The organism is Streptomyces violaceusniger Tu 4113, assembly GCF_000147815.2.
GTDB lineage: Bacteria > Actinomycetota > Actinomycetes > Streptomycetales > Streptomycetaceae > Streptomyces > Streptomyces violaceusniger_A.
In genome coordinates this window covers 1,792,893-1,808,042 of the sequence record NC_015957.1, presented here as the reverse complement: position 1 = coordinate 1,808,042, position 15,150 = coordinate 1,792,893, and the positions used below count along the sequence as shown (strand labels likewise).

Annotated in this window: 14 protein-coding genes; 8 read left to right on the top strand and 6 right to left on the bottom strand. The window is 69.6% G+C overall.

Annotation, left to right across the window (positions count from 1 at the left end):
- Positions 1-8 precede the first annotated feature (8 nt).
- The 7 genes from STRVI_RS08055 to STRVI_RS08025 all read left to right on the top strand — a co-directional run bounded on the left by STRVI_RS08055 (position 9) and on the right by STRVI_RS08025 (position 6,597).
- Positions 9-422: a roadblock/LC7 domain-containing protein gene (locus STRVI_RS08055; RefSeq protein ID WP_043235574.1), complete on the top strand. Its 414-nt coding sequence runs from the start codon at positions 9-11 to the stop codon at positions 420-422.
- A 105-nt stretch (positions 423-527) separates the two neighbouring features.
- Positions 528-938: a DUF742 domain-containing protein gene (locus STRVI_RS08050; RefSeq protein WP_014055140.1), complete on the top strand. Its 411-nt coding sequence runs from the start codon at positions 528-530 to the stop codon at positions 936-938.
- Complete coding sequence (locus STRVI_RS08045; RefSeq protein ID WP_014055139.1) at positions 919-1,503, top strand: GTP-binding protein; 585 nt, start codon at positions 919-921, stop codon at positions 1,501-1,503. Before STRVI_RS08050 ends, STRVI_RS08045 begins: the two co-directional genes overlap by 20 nt.
- Positions 1,504-1,836: 333 nt before the next feature.
- A complete protein-coding gene (locus STRVI_RS08040) occupies positions 1,837-4,869 on the top strand; it encodes a nitrate- and nitrite sensing domain-containing protein (protein WP_078505171.1) in 3,033 nt (1,010 codons plus the stop codon).
- Positions 4,870-4,879: 10 nt separating this feature from the next.
- On the top strand, positions 4,880-5,293 hold the full coding sequence (locus tag STRVI_RS08035; protein ID WP_020868201.1) for a roadblock/LC7 domain-containing protein: 414 nt from the start codon (positions 4,880-4,882) through the stop codon (positions 5,291-5,293).
- Between the two features lie 82 nt (positions 5,294-5,375).
- A complete protein-coding gene (locus STRVI_RS47025; protein ID WP_014055136.1) occupies positions 5,376-6,038 on the top strand; it encodes a DUF742 domain-containing protein in 663 nt (220 codons plus the stop codon).
- On the top strand, positions 6,019-6,597 hold the full coding sequence (locus STRVI_RS08025) for a GTP-binding protein (protein WP_014055135.1): 579 nt from the start codon (positions 6,019-6,021) through the stop codon (positions 6,595-6,597). Before STRVI_RS47025 ends, STRVI_RS08025 begins: the two co-directional genes overlap by 20 nt.
- Positions 6,598-6,760: 163 nt before the next feature.
- Here STRVI_RS08025 and STRVI_RS08020 read toward each other — a convergent pair whose 3' ends face one another.
- From STRVI_RS08020 to STRVI_RS08000, 5 genes are all read right to left on the bottom strand, one after another.
- Positions 6,761-7,000, bottom strand: a complete 240-nt coding sequence (locus STRVI_RS08020; protein WP_014055134.1) for an acyl-CoA carboxylase subunit epsilon — start codon at positions 6,998-7,000, stop codon at positions 6,761-6,763.
- A 56-nt stretch (positions 7,001-7,056) separates the two neighbouring features.
- Positions 7,057-8,640, bottom strand: coding sequence for an acyl-CoA carboxylase subunit beta (locus STRVI_RS08015; RefSeq protein ID WP_014055133.1), 1,584 nt, complete (start codon positions 8,638-8,640; stop codon positions 7,057-7,059).
- A 332-nt stretch (positions 8,641-8,972) separates the two neighbouring features.
- A complete protein-coding gene (cimA, locus tag STRVI_RS08010) occupies positions 8,973-10,571 on the bottom strand; it encodes a citramalate synthase (protein ID WP_014055132.1) in 1,599 nt (532 codons plus the stop codon).
- 346 nt (positions 10,572-10,917) lie between these two features.
- The gene (locus STRVI_RS08005; protein WP_014055131.1) at positions 10,918-12,003 is read right to left on the bottom strand and encodes a branched-chain amino acid aminotransferase; all 1,086 of its coding nucleotides are present in this window, start codon (positions 12,001-12,003) and stop codon (positions 10,918-10,920) included.
- Between the two features lie 200 nt (positions 12,004-12,203).
- The gene (locus STRVI_RS08000) at positions 12,204-13,247 is read right to left on the bottom strand and encodes a 3-isopropylmalate dehydrogenase (RefSeq protein WP_014055130.1); all 1,044 of its coding nucleotides are present in this window, start codon (positions 13,245-13,247) and stop codon (positions 12,204-12,206) included.
- Positions 13,248-13,375: 128 nt separating this feature from the next.
- Here STRVI_RS08000 and STRVI_RS07995 point away from each other — a divergent pair, with 128 nt between their 5' ends.
- Positions 13,376-14,959, top strand: coding sequence for a purple acid phosphatase family protein (locus STRVI_RS07995; RefSeq protein WP_014055129.1), 1,584 nt, complete (start codon positions 13,376-13,378; stop codon positions 14,957-14,959).
- Here the strand turns inward: STRVI_RS07995 and STRVI_RS55505 are convergent.
- Entirely contained in the window at positions 14,953-15,075 is a 123-nt protein-coding gene (locus tag STRVI_RS55505; RefSeq protein WP_014055128.1) for a hypothetical protein, read from the bottom strand. The genes STRVI_RS07995 and STRVI_RS55505 overlap by 7 nt on opposite strands.
- Positions 15,076-15,150: the final 75 nt, after the last annotated feature.

Genomic DNA, 15,150 nt, shown 5'->3' with positions numbered 1-15,150 from the left:
TGAGCCCGATGAGCCAGGCGGCGCAGAATCTGAACTGGTTGATCACGAACTTCGTGGACAACACCCCCGGGGTGTCCCACACGGTCGTGGTCTCCGCCGACGGACTCCTTCTGGCGATGTCCGAAGGCTTCCCCCGTGACCGAGCCGATCAATTGGCGGCGGTGGCTTCCGGCCTGACCTCGCTCACCGCCGGGGCCTCCCGCATCTTCGAAGGCGGCATGGTCAACCAGACCGTCGTCGAAATGGAACGAGGCTTTCTCTTCATCATGTCCGTCTCCGACGGCTCCTCCCTCGCCGTGCTCGCGCACCCCGAGTGCGACATCGGCCTCGTCGGCTACGAGATGGCTCTGCTGGTCGACCGCGCGGGCAATGTCCTCACCCCCGACCTGCGTGCCGAGCTGCAGGGCAGCCTGTTGAACTGATCCATCGACCATCCGACGCCTGTCCCCCCGGCCGCACGGCCGGCGGGCCCCCACCGGCACCGACCGACGGCACGCCCGTCACCTTGTTGTCCGACCGGAGGATCCATGACCCCGCCCCCCGCCTCGCCCGGCCCGTACGGCGGCCATCACCAATCGCCGTACGGGGGTGAAGGCGACCAGCCTTTGGTGCGTCCGTATGCCATGACCGGTGGCCGGACCCGGCCGCGCTACCAGCTCGCCATCGAGGCGCTGGTCAGCACCACGGCCGACCCCGTGCATCTGCAGGGGCTGCTCCCCGAGCACCAGCGGATCTGCCATCTGTGCCAGGAGGTCAAGTCGGTCGCCGAGGTCTCGGCGCTGCTGAACATACCCCTGGGTGTGGCGCGGATCCTGGTGGCGGACCTGGCAGAGGCCGGCATGGTGGCGATCCACCAGCCCGGGGGCGGTTCGGAAGCGGGCGGTACCCCGGATGTGACACTGCTCGAAAGGGTGCTCAGTGGACTTCGCAAGCTCTAGCGGCGCTTCCCCCGCCCGCGCGACCACCTCGGCGAAGATCGTGGTGGCGGGCGGCTTCGGCGTGGGCAAGACCACGTTCGTCGGCGCGGTCTCGGAGATCAACCCGCTGCGCACCGAAGCCGTGATGACCTCCGCCTCGGCGGGGATCGACGATCTGAGCCATGTCCAGGACAAGACCACGACGACCGTGGCGATGGACTTCGGCCGCATCACGCTCGACGACGATCTCATCCTGTACCTGTTCGGCACGCCGGGTCAGGACCGCTTCTGGTTCATGTGGGACGACCTGGTGCGCGGCGCGATCGGCGCCGTGGTGCTGGTCGACACCCGCCGGCTCGCCGACTGCTTCCCCGCCGTCGACTACTTCGAGAACTCCGGGCTGCCCTTCGTCATCGCCCTCAACGGCTTCGAGGGTCAGCAGCCCTACAACCCCGAAGAGGTCCGCGAGGCTCTGCAGATCGGCCCGGACACCCCCATCATCACCACGGACGCGCGCCACCGCGGCGAGGCCAAGAGCGCTCTCATCACCCTGGTCGAGCATGCGCTGATGGCCCGGCTCAAGTAGGGAACGCCGTCCGGAAGTTGCCGGATACCGGACGGAGGACGGGCCGTGTCGAACGATACGGCCCGCTCGCCGTTCATAACGTTTCGACAGAGATATGACGCGGCCCCCGATACGGAGCGCGATCGCGTCGCTGCGTTGCGCACTGAAATAGTTCGGTATTCGACATATCTCAGCCATAACGCCCCTTTTTTCTCTGGTCCAGACAACGTACTGAGCGCTTTGCGCACTGTTTGGAAAGCACCTGCGGGGCGTGCTGGAATTCGCTGAACTGGGCAGTCAGGGCTCAGCTGGGAACGGCACAAATGGTGCCGATGCCGAGAGGTTGTTGGTCGAGTGAGGCGAAGCAAGCCGGACCCCGCGCAAGACGCGCGAGGGAACTTCACCCCGCCGCCGCGTTCAGGCACAGCGGCGTCGCCCGCCGAGGCACCGGATCCACCCCGTGGTGGCCGGATCTCCCCTCGGAACTGGCGGGTGCGCGGCCGGCTGTACGCGATCCTGCTCATCCCCGTGCTCGTCGCCCTGGTCTTCGGTGGTTTCCAGGTCGCCTCCTCGGTCTCCACCTGGAACGAGGCGCGGGACGCCGAGCGCACCGCCCAGGTCGTCCGGGCCGCCACCACCTACGCCCACGCCCTCGTCAACGAGCGCGACCTGAGCGCGGGCCCGCTGCTCAGCGGCACCAACGAGGCCACGGTGACCAAGGCGCGGGCCACCAGCGATTCGGCGAAGAAGGACTTCGACAAGGCCGTCGCCGATATGCCGCGGACGCCGACCATGAAGCGCCGCCTCAAAGCCTTCAGAGCCGCCGAACCGCAGCTCGCCTCCCTGCGCCGCAACGCGTACACCGACCGCCTGAACGGTGTGAAGACCGAAGAGGGCTATGTCGCCGTCGAGCACGGGCTGATCGAGTTCGCCAATGAACTGGGCCTGGGCACCGGCAATATCACGTCGTACGGCCGTACCGTCTACGCGGTATCCCTGGCCAAGGGCGCGGAGTCGCTGCAGCGCTCCATCGGCACCCATCTGCTGGTCAAGCCCGGTCCGTCCGCGACCGACCGCAAGACCCAGCTCACCTCCTACACCTCGTACGTCTACCTCGAGGGGATCGCGCTCGGGGAGTTCGAGGCGGCCGGCACACCGCAGGACGTGACCCGGCTCGAGGACACCCTCACGGCCGCCGAGAAGCGTGCGCAGGAGCAAATCGCCGAGGCGAAGCGGAAGGCCGAGGCGGACGGCAAGAAGTTCGTCGCGCCGCCCGGTATGGACCAGATGCTCAAGGCCATCGGCAGCGGCGCCTCGCCCACCGCACTGGCCGGCCAGGGGATCACCCCGGACGCCTGGTTCAACGCCTCCACGATCAAGTTCAACGCCTACCGGAACGTCGAGCAGACCCTGGTGAACAGAGCCGTGAACGAGGCGGCTCAGATCTCCTCGGACGCCCGCCGCGATGCGATCGTGAACGGCGCGATCGTGGTGCTCGCACTGCTCGCCGCCTTCTTCGTGGCCGGCCGGATGGCCCGCTCGATGAGCCATTCGATGCGGCAACTGCGCAACGCCGCCTTCGACGTCGCCGAGAACAAGCTGCCCGCGGTGGTCGGCCAGCTCTCCCGCACCGACCCGGGACGGGTGGACACCCGGGTCAGCGCGATACCGATCAACACCAAGGACGAGATCGGCGAGGTGGCCCGCGCCTTCGACCAGGTGCACCGTGAGGCGATCCGGCTCGCGGCCGAGCAGGCGATGCTGCGCGGCGGCGTCAACGCGATCTTCACCAACCTTTCCAGTCGCAACCAGGGACTGATCGAGCGGCAGCTCACCCTGATCTCCGAACTGGAGAGCCGGGAGGCCGATCCGGACCAGCTCGAGCACCTCTTCCGGCTGGACCACCTGGCCACCCGTATGCGGCGCAACGGCGAGAACCTCCTGATCCTCGCGGGCGAGGAGCCCGGCCGGCGCTGGAACCAGCCGGTGCCGCTGATCGATGTGCTGCGCGCCGCCTCCTCGGAGGTGGAGTCCTACGAGCGCATCGAGCTGGCCGGCATCTCCGAGAGCGAGATCCACGGCACCGCCGTGACCGACCTGGTGCACCTCCTGGCCGAGCTACTGGAGAACGCCACCACCTTCTCCTCCCCGCACACCAAGGTGCGGGTCACCTCGACCCGGCTGCCCGACGGCCGGGTGGTGGTGGAGATCCACGACAAGGGCATCGGCCTGACCGCCGAGGACTTCGCCGACATCAACCACAAGCTGGCCAATCCGCCGACGGTGGACGCCACGGTCTCCCAGCGCATGGGGCTCTTCGTGGTCGGCCGCCTCGCCGACCGGCACGGCATCCGGGTCCAGCTCCGCCCCTCCGGGGAGCAGGCGGGCACCACGTCGCTGGTGATGCTGCCCGAGGCGATCACCCACGGCGGTGGCGGCGAGGAGCTGCCCCAGGACGACTTCACGGTCTCCCGGATCGTCCCCGAGCCGCGGCCCGCCCCGGCCTTCGAGGACGTGAGCGAGCTGTCCTCGCGGACCGCCGCCGAGCTGGGTTTCGACGACTCCGCCTACGACCGGGACCAGGGACATCACCAGTTTCAGGGCCAGTACAGCGGAATGGGGGCCACCCCTCCCGAGCGGGATCCGCGGCCCGGACAGGCGCCTGCCGATCCGCTGACCCCGTCGTCCTACCAGAATTCCGGCTATTCGCAACCGGAAGCGGATTACACAACTCAAACGGAACCCGAACAGCAGCCGTACATCGGCTACAACTCCCCCTCTCAACAGGGAGAGTGGGGCGATTCCGGATCTTTCGAGATGCCCTACGCGTCGCAGTTCGGGACCGAAGCGGAATCAGGACCCAGCGCTCCCGAAGTTTCTCGGGACCGCGTAGAGTTCCACCGTCCGGGCCCTTCCCCGAGCGGAATCCACTCGATGACCGACGCCGGGCTTCCGCGTCGCGACAGGCAGTGGCAGCCGTCCGAGGAAACAGGGACACAGGGGATGGTCGGGGACCCGGCGGCGCCCACGGCGCCGGAGCGACCCCGGCAGACACCCCAGCAGCAGGAGGACAGTGCCCCGTGGCAGTCGGAGAACGACCAGCGCTGGCACCGTGCCGAGCGGCTGCGCGACCCGAAGGCCGGTGGGGTCACAACATCCGGCCTGCCCCGCCGGGTGCCCAAGGCCAATCTGGTCGAGGGCTCCGCGGAGCCGACCGGACAGGGCGGCCCCCAGGTCTCCCGTGCCCCGGAGGACATCCGCGGCAGGCTGAGCAACCTGCGCCGCGGCGTCCAGCGGGGGCGCAGCGCGGGATCCGGGACCCCCGGGCGTGACCAGCATGACCAACAGGGCTTCGGCCCCGGCAGCACCTACGATCAGGAGCGTTAGTGTGAGCCCGATGAGCCAGGCGGCGCAGAACCTGAACTGGTTGATCACCAACTTCGTGGACAACACCCCCGGGGTGTCCCACACCGTGGTGGTCTCCGCCGACGGACTCCTTCTGGCGATGTCCGAAGGCTTCCCCCGTGACCGAGCCGATCAACTGGCGGCGGTGGCCTCCGGCCTGACCTCGCTCACATCCGGAGCCTCGCGCATCTTCGAAGGCGGCGTGGTCAACCAGACCGTCGTCGAAATGGAACGAGGCTTCCTCTTCATCATGTCGATCTCCGACGGATCCTCCCTCGCCGTGCTCGCTCACCCCGAGTGCGACATCGGCCTCGTCGGCTACGAGATGGCCCTGCTGGTCGATCGCGCGGGCAATGTCCTCACCCCGGATCTCCGCGCGGAATTGCAGGGCAGTCTTCTCAACTAGCAAACATGGAGTGCGTTTCGCGCCACCGCGCCATAGGGTGCGGTGGCGCGACCGGCAAGACAGGCGAGTTGGAGGAGGACACGTGGCAACGCCCCCTAGCGGATATCCGTACGCCCACGGGCAGCCGTCCGAGCCGCGCGGAGAGGCCCCGAAGAAGCGCTACAACTTCCCCTCCGCGCCCAGCCGTCAGGCCCGCTCTCCACAGCAGCCGGAGCCACAGCAGGAGCAGCAGCCCCCGCGGCGGCAGCCGCAGCGGCCTCAGCAACAGCCGTACACGCCCTCCTACGCGCCTCCGGCGCCGCAGGGGGGGTCTTGGTACGACGCGCCCTCCGCGCCGCGTATCGAGCCCGTACAGCCGCCTGAGCGCCCCGCTCCGGAACCTTCCTCCCCCGCGGGCGGCACTCATAACCCTCTGGTGCGCCCGTACGCCATGACTGGGGGCCGGACCCGGCCCCGGTACCAGCTCGCCATCGAGGCGCTGGTGCACACCACGGCCGATCCCGCTCAGCTCCAGGGCCAACTGCCCGAGCACCAGCGGATCTGCCATCTGTGCCGCGAGATCAAGTCGGTCGCCGAGATCTCCGCACTGCTCGCCATTCCCCTCGGCGTGTCCCGGATCCTCGTAGCCGACCTGGCCGAGGCGGGGCTCGTCGCCATTCATCAGCCGGGCGGCGACGAGTCCGCCGGCGGTCAGCCTGACGTGACACTGCTCGAAAGGGTGCTCAGTGGACTTCGCAAGCTCTAGCGGTGCAGCCCGCTCCACCACCTCCGCGAAAATCGTGGTGGCGGGCGGCTTCGGCGTGGGCAAGACCACGTTCGTCGGCGCGGTCTCGGAGATCAACCCGCTGCGCACCGAAGCCGTGATGACCTCCGCCTCGGCGGGGATCGACGACTTGACCCACGCACCGGACAAGACCACCACCACGGTGGCGATGGACTTCGGCCGCATCACGCTGGACCAGGACCTGATCCTGTACCTGTTCGGCACGCCCGGCCAGGACCGCTTCTGGTTCATGTGGGACGACCTGGTCCGCGGCGCCATCGGCGCGGTCGTCCTGGTGGACACCCGCCGCCTCGCCGACTGCTTCCCCGCGGTCGACTACTTCGAGAACTCCGGCCTGCCCTTCGTCATCGCCCTCAACGGCTTCGACGGACACCAGCCGTACGCCCCCGAAGAGGTCCGCGAGGCCCTGCAGATCGGCCCCGACGCGCCGATCATCATCACCGACGCCCGCCACCGCGGCGAGGCCAAGAGCGCGCTCATCACGCTGGTCGAGCACGCGTTGATGGCCCGGCTGCGGTAGCCGAGACCGGCGACAGAAGCCAAAATCCCCTGCTCTCCGAGGAGAACAGGGGATTTGTGCGTTCCCGGTGGGTCCAGGGCGTCCGGCGCGTTCAGAACGCTCGGCGCGGGGCCGGCGGCCTCCGGGCGGTGTGCGGCCGTCCGGAGGCGGCGGGGCCGCTCGCTCAGCCCTGCCAGCTGTGCGGCGCGCTGAACGCCGGGCGGCGCTCCAGACGGCGCCAGCGGGCGGCGCTGCGGCCCGGGCGGGTGGAGTCGGCGCCGCGGTGGGTGCCGGCGGCCGCGCGGGCGAGCAGCACCGCGGTGACCGCGGCGAGCTCCTCGGCGTCGGCGTGGCCCTTCTCGACCCGGACCAGGGTGGCCGCCGCCGCGGCGGCGGGATCGGCGATATCGCTCGGTGTGCTCACGGTTTGTCTCTTCTCCCTTGTCGCGCGGGTTTCGCGCGAGGACACGAACTCAGAGGCTACTGCGGCGGGTTGCCGTGCTTACGGGACGGCAGGTCGGCGTGCTTGTCGCGCAGCATCGCCAGCGACCGGATCAGGACCTCACGGGTTTCGGACGGGTCGATGACGTCGTCCACCAGGCCCCGCTCGGCCGCGTAGTACGGGTGCATCAGCTCGGACTTGTACTCCTTGACCATGCGGGCGCGCATGGCCTCGGGGTCGTCGGCGTCGGCGATCTGACGGCGGAAGATCACGTTGGCGGCGCCCTCGGCGCCCATCACCGCGATCTCGTTGGTGGGCCAGGCGTAGGTCAGGTCGGCACCGATGGACTGGGAGTCCATGACGATGTACGCACCGCCGTACGCCTTGCGCAGGATGACGGAGATCCGCGGCACGGTGGCGTTGCAGTACGCGTACAGCATCTTGGCGCCGTGCCGGATGATCCCGCCGTGCTCCTGGTCCACACCGGGCAGGAAGCCGGGCACGTCGAGGAAGGTGACCAGCGGGATGTTGAAGGCGTCGCACATCTGGATGAAGCGCGCGGACTTCTCCGACGCCTCGATGTCCAGCACGCCGGCCAGCGACTGCGGCTGGTTGGCGATGATGCCGACCACCTGGCCGTCGAGCCGGGTCATCGCACAGATGATGTTGGTCGCCCAGCGCTCGTGGACCTCGAGGTACTCGCCGTCGTCGACGATCTCCTCGATGACCTTGCGCATGTCGTACGGCCGGTTGCCGTCGGCCGGGACGAGGTCCAGCAGCGAGTCGCCGCGCCGGGAGGCCGGGTCGTCGGACTCGACGGTCGGCGGGTTCTCCCGGTTGTTCTGCGGCAGCAGCGACAGGAGGTAGCGCACCTCCTCCAGGCACGTCTCCTCGTCGTCGTAGGCGAAGTGGCACACACCCGAGGTCTCGGCGTGCACATCCGCGCCGCCCAGTCCGTTCTGGCTGACCTTCTCGCCGGTCACCGCCTGGACCACATCGGGTCCGGTGATGAACATCTGAGAGGTCTCCCGGACCATGAAGACGAAGTCCGTCAGCGCCGGGGAGTACGCCGCCCCGCCCGCGCACGGGCCGAGCATCACGCTGATCTGGGGGATGACGCCGGACGCCTTGGTGTTCCGCTGGAAGATGCCGCCGTATCCGGCGAGCGCCGAGACGCCCTCCTGGATACGGGCACCGGCGCCGTCGTTGAGGGACACCAGCGGCGCCCCGGCCGAGATGGCCATGTCCATGATTTTGTGGATCTTGGTCGCGTGGGCCTCCCCCAGCGCCCCGCCGAAGATCCGGAAGTCGTGTGCGTAGACGAACACCGTCCGTCCGTGGACGGTCCCCCAGCCGGTGACGACCCCGTCGGTGTAAGGCTTCTTCGCCTCCAGGCCGAACCCGGTCGCACGATGCCGCCGCAGCGGCTCCACTTCGTTGAAGGACCCCTCGTCAAGCAGCAGATCGATCCGCTCGCGAGCCGTCAGCTTCCCCTTGGCCTTCTGGGCCTCGGTCGCCCGCTCGCTCGGGCCGCGCCGAGCCTGCTCGCGAATCGCGTGCAGCTCGGCGACGCGCCCGCGAACGTCACTCGCCTCAGCAGGCGCACCTTCGAGATTGGTCATGCACTGACGGTACGTTCCCGGACCCCCGGAAACGCATGTCAATTCCCTACAACGTCAGGGGCGTTTTGGTGGGCAGGCGGAACAGAACTGGACAGCGGCTTTCCCACTACCTGGTGTCCTAAAGGACTATCGACCCTGTCGGCATCCGACAAACCTCCAGGCGGCGACCGTGCGAGGGGCGGGCTCGACCACCCGGATGGGCGGCGACCGCCGGAGCGGCGCTGCGGCCGGATCGGGGAACGGAGCACGTCGGCCGCGCTCCGCTCCCCGTACCTTACTCCGGCGGCGGCCGGCGCCACGCGCACCGGGCCCACGCGGCCATGAGGCCCAGGTCACTCCTGCGGGTCCACCCCGGCCCGCAGCAGCCCGTAGGCGTAGGCGTCGTCCAGGGCCTGCCAGGACGCGGCGATCACGTTCTCCCCGACGCCGACCGTCGACCACTCGCCCTGGCCGTCCGCGGTGGAGACCAGCACCCGGGTCGTGGACTCGGTGCCGTGCTTGCCTTCCAGGATGCGGACCTTGTAGTCCACCAGCTCCATGGTCGCCAACTGCGGGTAGATCCGCTCCAGCCCCACCCGCAGCGCCCGGTCCAGGGCGTTGACCGGGCCGTTTCCCTCCGCCGTGGCGACGATGCGCTCGCCCTTGGCCCACAGCTTCACGGTGGCCTCGTTGGCGTGGGTGCCGTCCGGGCGGTCCTCGACGATCGCCCGCCAGGACTCGACCCGGAAGTAGCGGCGGGGACGGCCGTCGACCTCCTGGCGCAGCAGCAGCTCGAAGGAGGCGTCGGCGGCCTCGTAGGTGTAGCCCGCGAGCTCGCGCTCCTTGACCCGCTCGACGATCCGGCCCACCAGGGCGCGGTCGTCACCGAGGTCGATGCCCAGCTCCTTCCCCTTGAGCTCGATCGACGCCCGGCCGGCCATGTCGGAGACGAGCATCCGCATGGTGTTGCCGACCCGCTCGGGGTCGATGTGCTGGTACAGATCCGGGTCGACCTTGATCGCGGAGGCGTGCAGTCCGGCCTTGTGGGCGAAGGCGGATACGCCCACATAGGGCTGGTGAGTGGACGGCGTCAGATTGACGACCTCGGCGATCGCGTGCGAGATCCGGGTCATCTCCTCCAGGGCGCCCTCCGGCAGCACCCGGCGGCCGTACTTGAGCTCCAGGGCCGCGACGACCGGGAAGAGGTTGGCGTTGCCCACCCGCTCGCCGTAGCCGTTGGCCGTGCACTGGACGTGGGTGGCGCCCGCGTCCACGGCGGCGAGGGTGTTGGCGACCGCGCAGCCGGTGTCGTCCTGGGCGTGGATGCCCAGCCGGGCGCCGGTGTCGGCCAGTACGGTGCGGACCACCGCGTCGATCTGGCCGGGGAGCATGCCGCCGTTGGTGTCGCAGAGGATCACCACCTCGGCGCCCGCCTCGTGGGCGGCGGAGACGACCTGCTTGGCGTAGTCCGCGTTGGCGCGGTAGCCGTCGAAGAAGTGCTCGCAGTCGAGGAAGACCCGGCGGCCCTGGGACCGCAGGTAGGCGACGGTCTCGCGGACCATCGCGAGGTTCTCCTCGAGCGTGGTGCGCAGGGCCAGCTCCACATGGCGGTCGTGGGACTTCGCCACCAGGGTGATCACCGGCGCCCCGGAGTCCAGCAGCGCCTTGACCTGGCGATCGTCCTCGGCGCGTGCCCCCGCCTTGCGGGTGGCGCCGAACGCCACGAGCTGGGCGTGCCGGAAGTCGATCTCGGCGCGGGCCCGGGCGAAGAACTCCGTGTCGCGCGGGTTGGCGCCGGGCCAGCCGCCCTCGATGAAGCCCACGCCGAAGTCGTCCAGGTGACGGGCGATGGTCAGCTTGTCCGCGACCGTCAGGTTGATGCCCTCGCGCTGCGCTCCGTCGCGCAGGGTGGTGTCGAAGACATGGAAGCCGTCGTCGGGCAGATCCTTCATGGTTGGTCTGGCTCCTGTCGGATGGATCTCGGTCTACCGGAATATCCGGTTCCGCGCCCTCCTATGGTCCCTCACGCTTCGCGTCCGGCGGGATGGTCCGGAAAACGAAAAGACCCCTCGCGGGTGCGAGAGGTCTGCGCGCGGGTCTGGGGCACGGTGGCCGCGCCGTACCGGGTCGTACGGGCGGTCACTGCGGACCGGCGCGCCTGCTGTCAATAATCATGACGAACGAGAGCACGGAGGCAGTCTGGCACATTCCGCCCCTGCGCTCTCATCCGTCTCATCATGCGAACCATCGGTGTCAACGGGGTGACACGCGCGATCAGCCCAGAGGTGACACCCGTGATCAGCCCAGGGGGTGCATCCAGCCATGCGGGTCCGGGGCGACACCGGTCTGGATGTCCAGCAGCGCCTTGCGCAGCCGCATCGTCACCTCGCCCGGCTCACCGTCGGCCACCGTCCAGTTCGCCCGGGCGGACTTGACCGAGCCGACCGGGGTGATCACGGCCGCCGTACCGCAGGCGAAGACCTCGGTGAGGGTCCCGTCGGCGTTGCCCTGGCGCCAGTCGTCGACCGAGATCCGGCCCTCGGAGACCTCGTAGCCGAGGTCGGCGGCGATCCGCAGCAGCGAGGCGCGGGTGATCCCCGGCAGCAGCGAACCGGACAGCTCGGGGGTCACGATGCGGTCCCCGTACACGAAGTACAGGTTCATCCCGCCCATCTCCTCGATCCAGCGGCGCTCGATCGCGTCCAGCCAGACCACCTGGTCACAGCCCTGCTCGGCGGCCTGGGCCTGGGCGACGAGGGAGGCCGCGTAGTTGCCGCCCGCCTTGGCCGCGCCGGTGCCGCCGGGCGCGGCGCGGACGTACTCCTCCGAGAGCCAGACCGAGACCGGCTGCACCCCGCCGGGGAAGTAGGCCCCGGCCGGGGAGGCGATCACCACGAAGAGGTACTCGTTCGAGGGCCGGACACCCAGCCCGACCTCGGTGGCGAACATGAAGGGCCGCAGGTAGAGGGACTGCTCTCCGTGGCCCGGCACCCACTCCTTGTCCTGGGTGACCAGCGCGTCACACGCCTCGATGAAGGTCTGGACGGGGAGCTCGGGCATGGCGATGCGGCGCGCGGACGCCTGGAACCGCTCGGCGTTCTGCTCGGGGCGGAACGTGGCCACGGACCCGTCGGGGCGGCGGTACGCCTTGAGCCCCTCGAAGATGGTCTGGGCGTAGTGCAGCGTCATGTTCGCCGGATCGATCGAGAGCGGGGCGTACGGCACGAGCTGGGCCTCGTGCCAGCCGCGGCCCTCGGTCCACTTGATGGTCACCATGTGATCGGTGAAGTGGCGGCCGAATCCGGGGTTGGCCAGGATCTTCTCCCGCTCGGCGGCGGGGAGGGGGTGGGACGAGGGCTTGAGCTCGATCGTGGGCGTCGTCATGGCAGGTAGTCCTTCACCTTCGGTTGTGGCGGACCGCGCTCACACCATCCTGCCCGTGATCGGTACTAGGACGTCCAAGCTCTTCTTCACACAGCGGCCCCACCGGGGATTATCTCCTAGGTGGGGCCGTGGAAGGAGCGTTGTGCACGCGCGGCCCAGGTCGATGGTCGCACCCAGCCGCGCGGTGGCACAGGCTGGGGTCAGCCGGATACTCGGGCGGCGAGCGCGTCGCCGATCTCGTCGGTGGTGCGCGGCGCGGCCGCGTCCCGCCCGGCGAGGTCCTCGGCGACGGCGGCCTCGATACGGGCCGCCTCGTCCCCGTAGCCGAGGTGCGACAGGAGCAGGGCCACCGACAGGACGGTCGCCGTCGGGTCGGCCTTGCCGGTGCCCGCGATGTCCGGCGCGGAGCCGTGGACCGGCTCGAACATCGACGGGAAGGCGCCGGAGGGGTTGATGTTGCCGCTCGCGGCGAGCCCGATGCCGCCGGTGACGGCGGCGGCGAGGTCGGTGAGGATGTCACCGAAAAGGTTGTCCGTGACGATCACGTCGAACCGCTCCGGCTGGGTGACGAAAAAGATCGTCGCGGCGTCGACGTGCAGATAGTCGGTGGTGACCTCGGGGTACTCCTGGCCGACCCGGTCGAAGATGTTCTTCCACAGGTGGCCGGCGTGCACCAGGACGTTGTTCTTGTGCACGAGGGTCAGCTTCTTGCGCGGCCGGGCGTCGGCCCGCTCGTAGGCGTCCCGGACCACGCGCTCGACGCCGTAGGCGGTGTTGAGGCTGACCTCGGTGGCGACCTCGGCCGGGGTGCCGGTGCGCAGCGAGCCGCCGTTGCCCACGTACGGGCCCTCGGTGCCCTCGCGGACGACCACGAAGTCGATGTCGGGGCGGCCGGCCAGCGGGGTCGGGGTGTTCGGGAAGAGCTTCGACGGACGCAGGTTGACGTAGTGGTCGAAGGCGAAGCGCAGCTTGAGCAGCAGCCCGCGCTCCAGCACGCCCGAGGGCACCGACGGGTCGCCGATGGCGCCGAGCAGGATCGCGTCGTGGTTCTTCAGCGACTCCAGGTCCGCGTCCGGCAGGGTCTCGCCGGTGGCGTGCCAGTGCTGGGCGCCGAGGTCGTAACTCCGGGTCTCCAGCTTCACGTCCTGGGGAAGGGCGGCGGAGAGGACCTTCAGGCCCTGGGCCACGACTTCCTGGCCGATACCGTCACCGGGGATCACTGCGAGGCGAATGCTGCGAGACATACCGGGACCCTACCGCTCGTCCCATGGATTGACATAGCCGTTCCGCCATGCGGACATCCGCCCAGCGGCAATCACCCGTTCACCTCCTGTATGGTGCGCCGTTGACCGCCCGGGGGACATTCCGGTCCATGGACACACCACGGTTCGGCGTACCGGAGCGGCTCGCCCAGCGGATGACCATGGCGGAGCAGCATGAGTATCTGCGGGCCCGGCTCTCCCGGCGCCGGGTGCTGCGCGGAGGCGCCGCCACCGCGGGGACGGTCGCGGGGGCGGGGCTGCTGGGCGGGGCGGCGTGCGCCGCCGACGCCAAGCCTGCGCCGGCCGCGAGCCCGAAGCCGGGGGCCGCCACGGTGGACGGCGCGCTGGTCGCCCCGTTCGGCCGTCATCTGGCCTTCGGCGCCGATCCGCGGACGCAGATGCGGATCTCCTGGCAGGTGCCGTTCGCCGTGCGGAAGCCGTATGTGCGGATCGGCACGAGCCCGCTGGAGCTCACACGCAAGGTCGAGGCCGAGGTCCGCTCCCTGCACACCCCGTCGCTGAGCGACAAGCTGCCCGCGGTCGAGCAGTTCTATCTGCACGCCGCGGTGGACGATCTGCGCCCCGGGACCACCTATTACTACGGCGTCGGTCACGCGGACCGCGACCCGGCCGAGCCGCGGCACTTCTCGTCCGTGGGCACCTTCCGCACCGCGCCGGAGAAGCCCGGGAAGTTCGTCTTCACCGCCTTCGGCGACCAGGGGGTGAGCTATGACGCACTCGCCAACGACCAACTGATCCTTGGCCAGAACCCGTCGTTCCATCTGCACGCCGGGGACCTGTGCTACGCGGACACCACCGGCCACGGGAAGAAGACCGACCTGTACGACGCCCGGGTCTGGGACTCCTTCCTCGCCCAGACCGACTCGGTCGCGGCGAGCGTGCCGTGGATGGTGACGACCGGCAACCACGACATGGAGGCGTGGTACTCCCCCGACGGCTACGGCGGCCAGCTCGCCCGCTGGTCCCTGCCGGACAACGGCCCGGACCCGCGCAAGGCGCCCGGCGTCTACTCGTTCGTCTACGGGAACGTGGGCGTGGTCGCGCTGGACGCCAATGACGTCTCCTACGAGATCACCGCCAACAAGGGGTACACCGACGGCGCGCAGACCCGCTGGCTGGACCGGCGCCTGGGGCAGTTGCGCAAGCGGCCCGGCATCGACTTCCTGGTGGTCTTCTTCCACCACTGCGCCTACTCCACCACCAGCGCCCACGCCTCGGACGGCGGGGTACGCGACACCTGGGTGCCGCTGCTCGAGAAGCACCAGGTGGACCTGGTCATCAACGGCCACAACCACGTCTACGAGCGGACCGACGCGATCCGGGGCGGCAAGGTCGCCCGCCGGGTCCCCATCGGGGGAAGCGCCGACGCGGTGCGCGACGGGATCGTCTATGTGACGGCGGGCGGGGCGGGCGCGAAGCTCTACGAGTTCCCGGTGCCCGACAGCTACGAGCGGCACATCAAGGACCTCGACGAGGTGAAGACCTACCACTGGACGAAGGACGGGGAGAAGAACCGGGACAGCGCGGACTGGTCCCGGATCCGCTACACCGGCTTCTCCTTCCTCGCCGTGGAGGTGGAGCCGGGCCCCCGCCCCCGCCTCACGGTCACGGCCCTGGCGGAGTCGGGCGAGCGGGTGGATCGCTTCGAGGTCACCCGGCCCCGGCGTCAGTGACCGGTGGAACCGCCGTTGTCGCGGCGGTCGAGGGCGCGCTGCAGTGCGGCGGCCGCCTTCTTGCGGTCGGTGTCGTCGGTCTTGCGGCGGATCCTGCGGACAGTCGTCGCGGCCATGATCACATCTCCTCTGCTGAACCCCGGTGGACCGGGAGGAAGGAAAGCTCCCCGAGAAGGTGGCTGCCGGAAGGG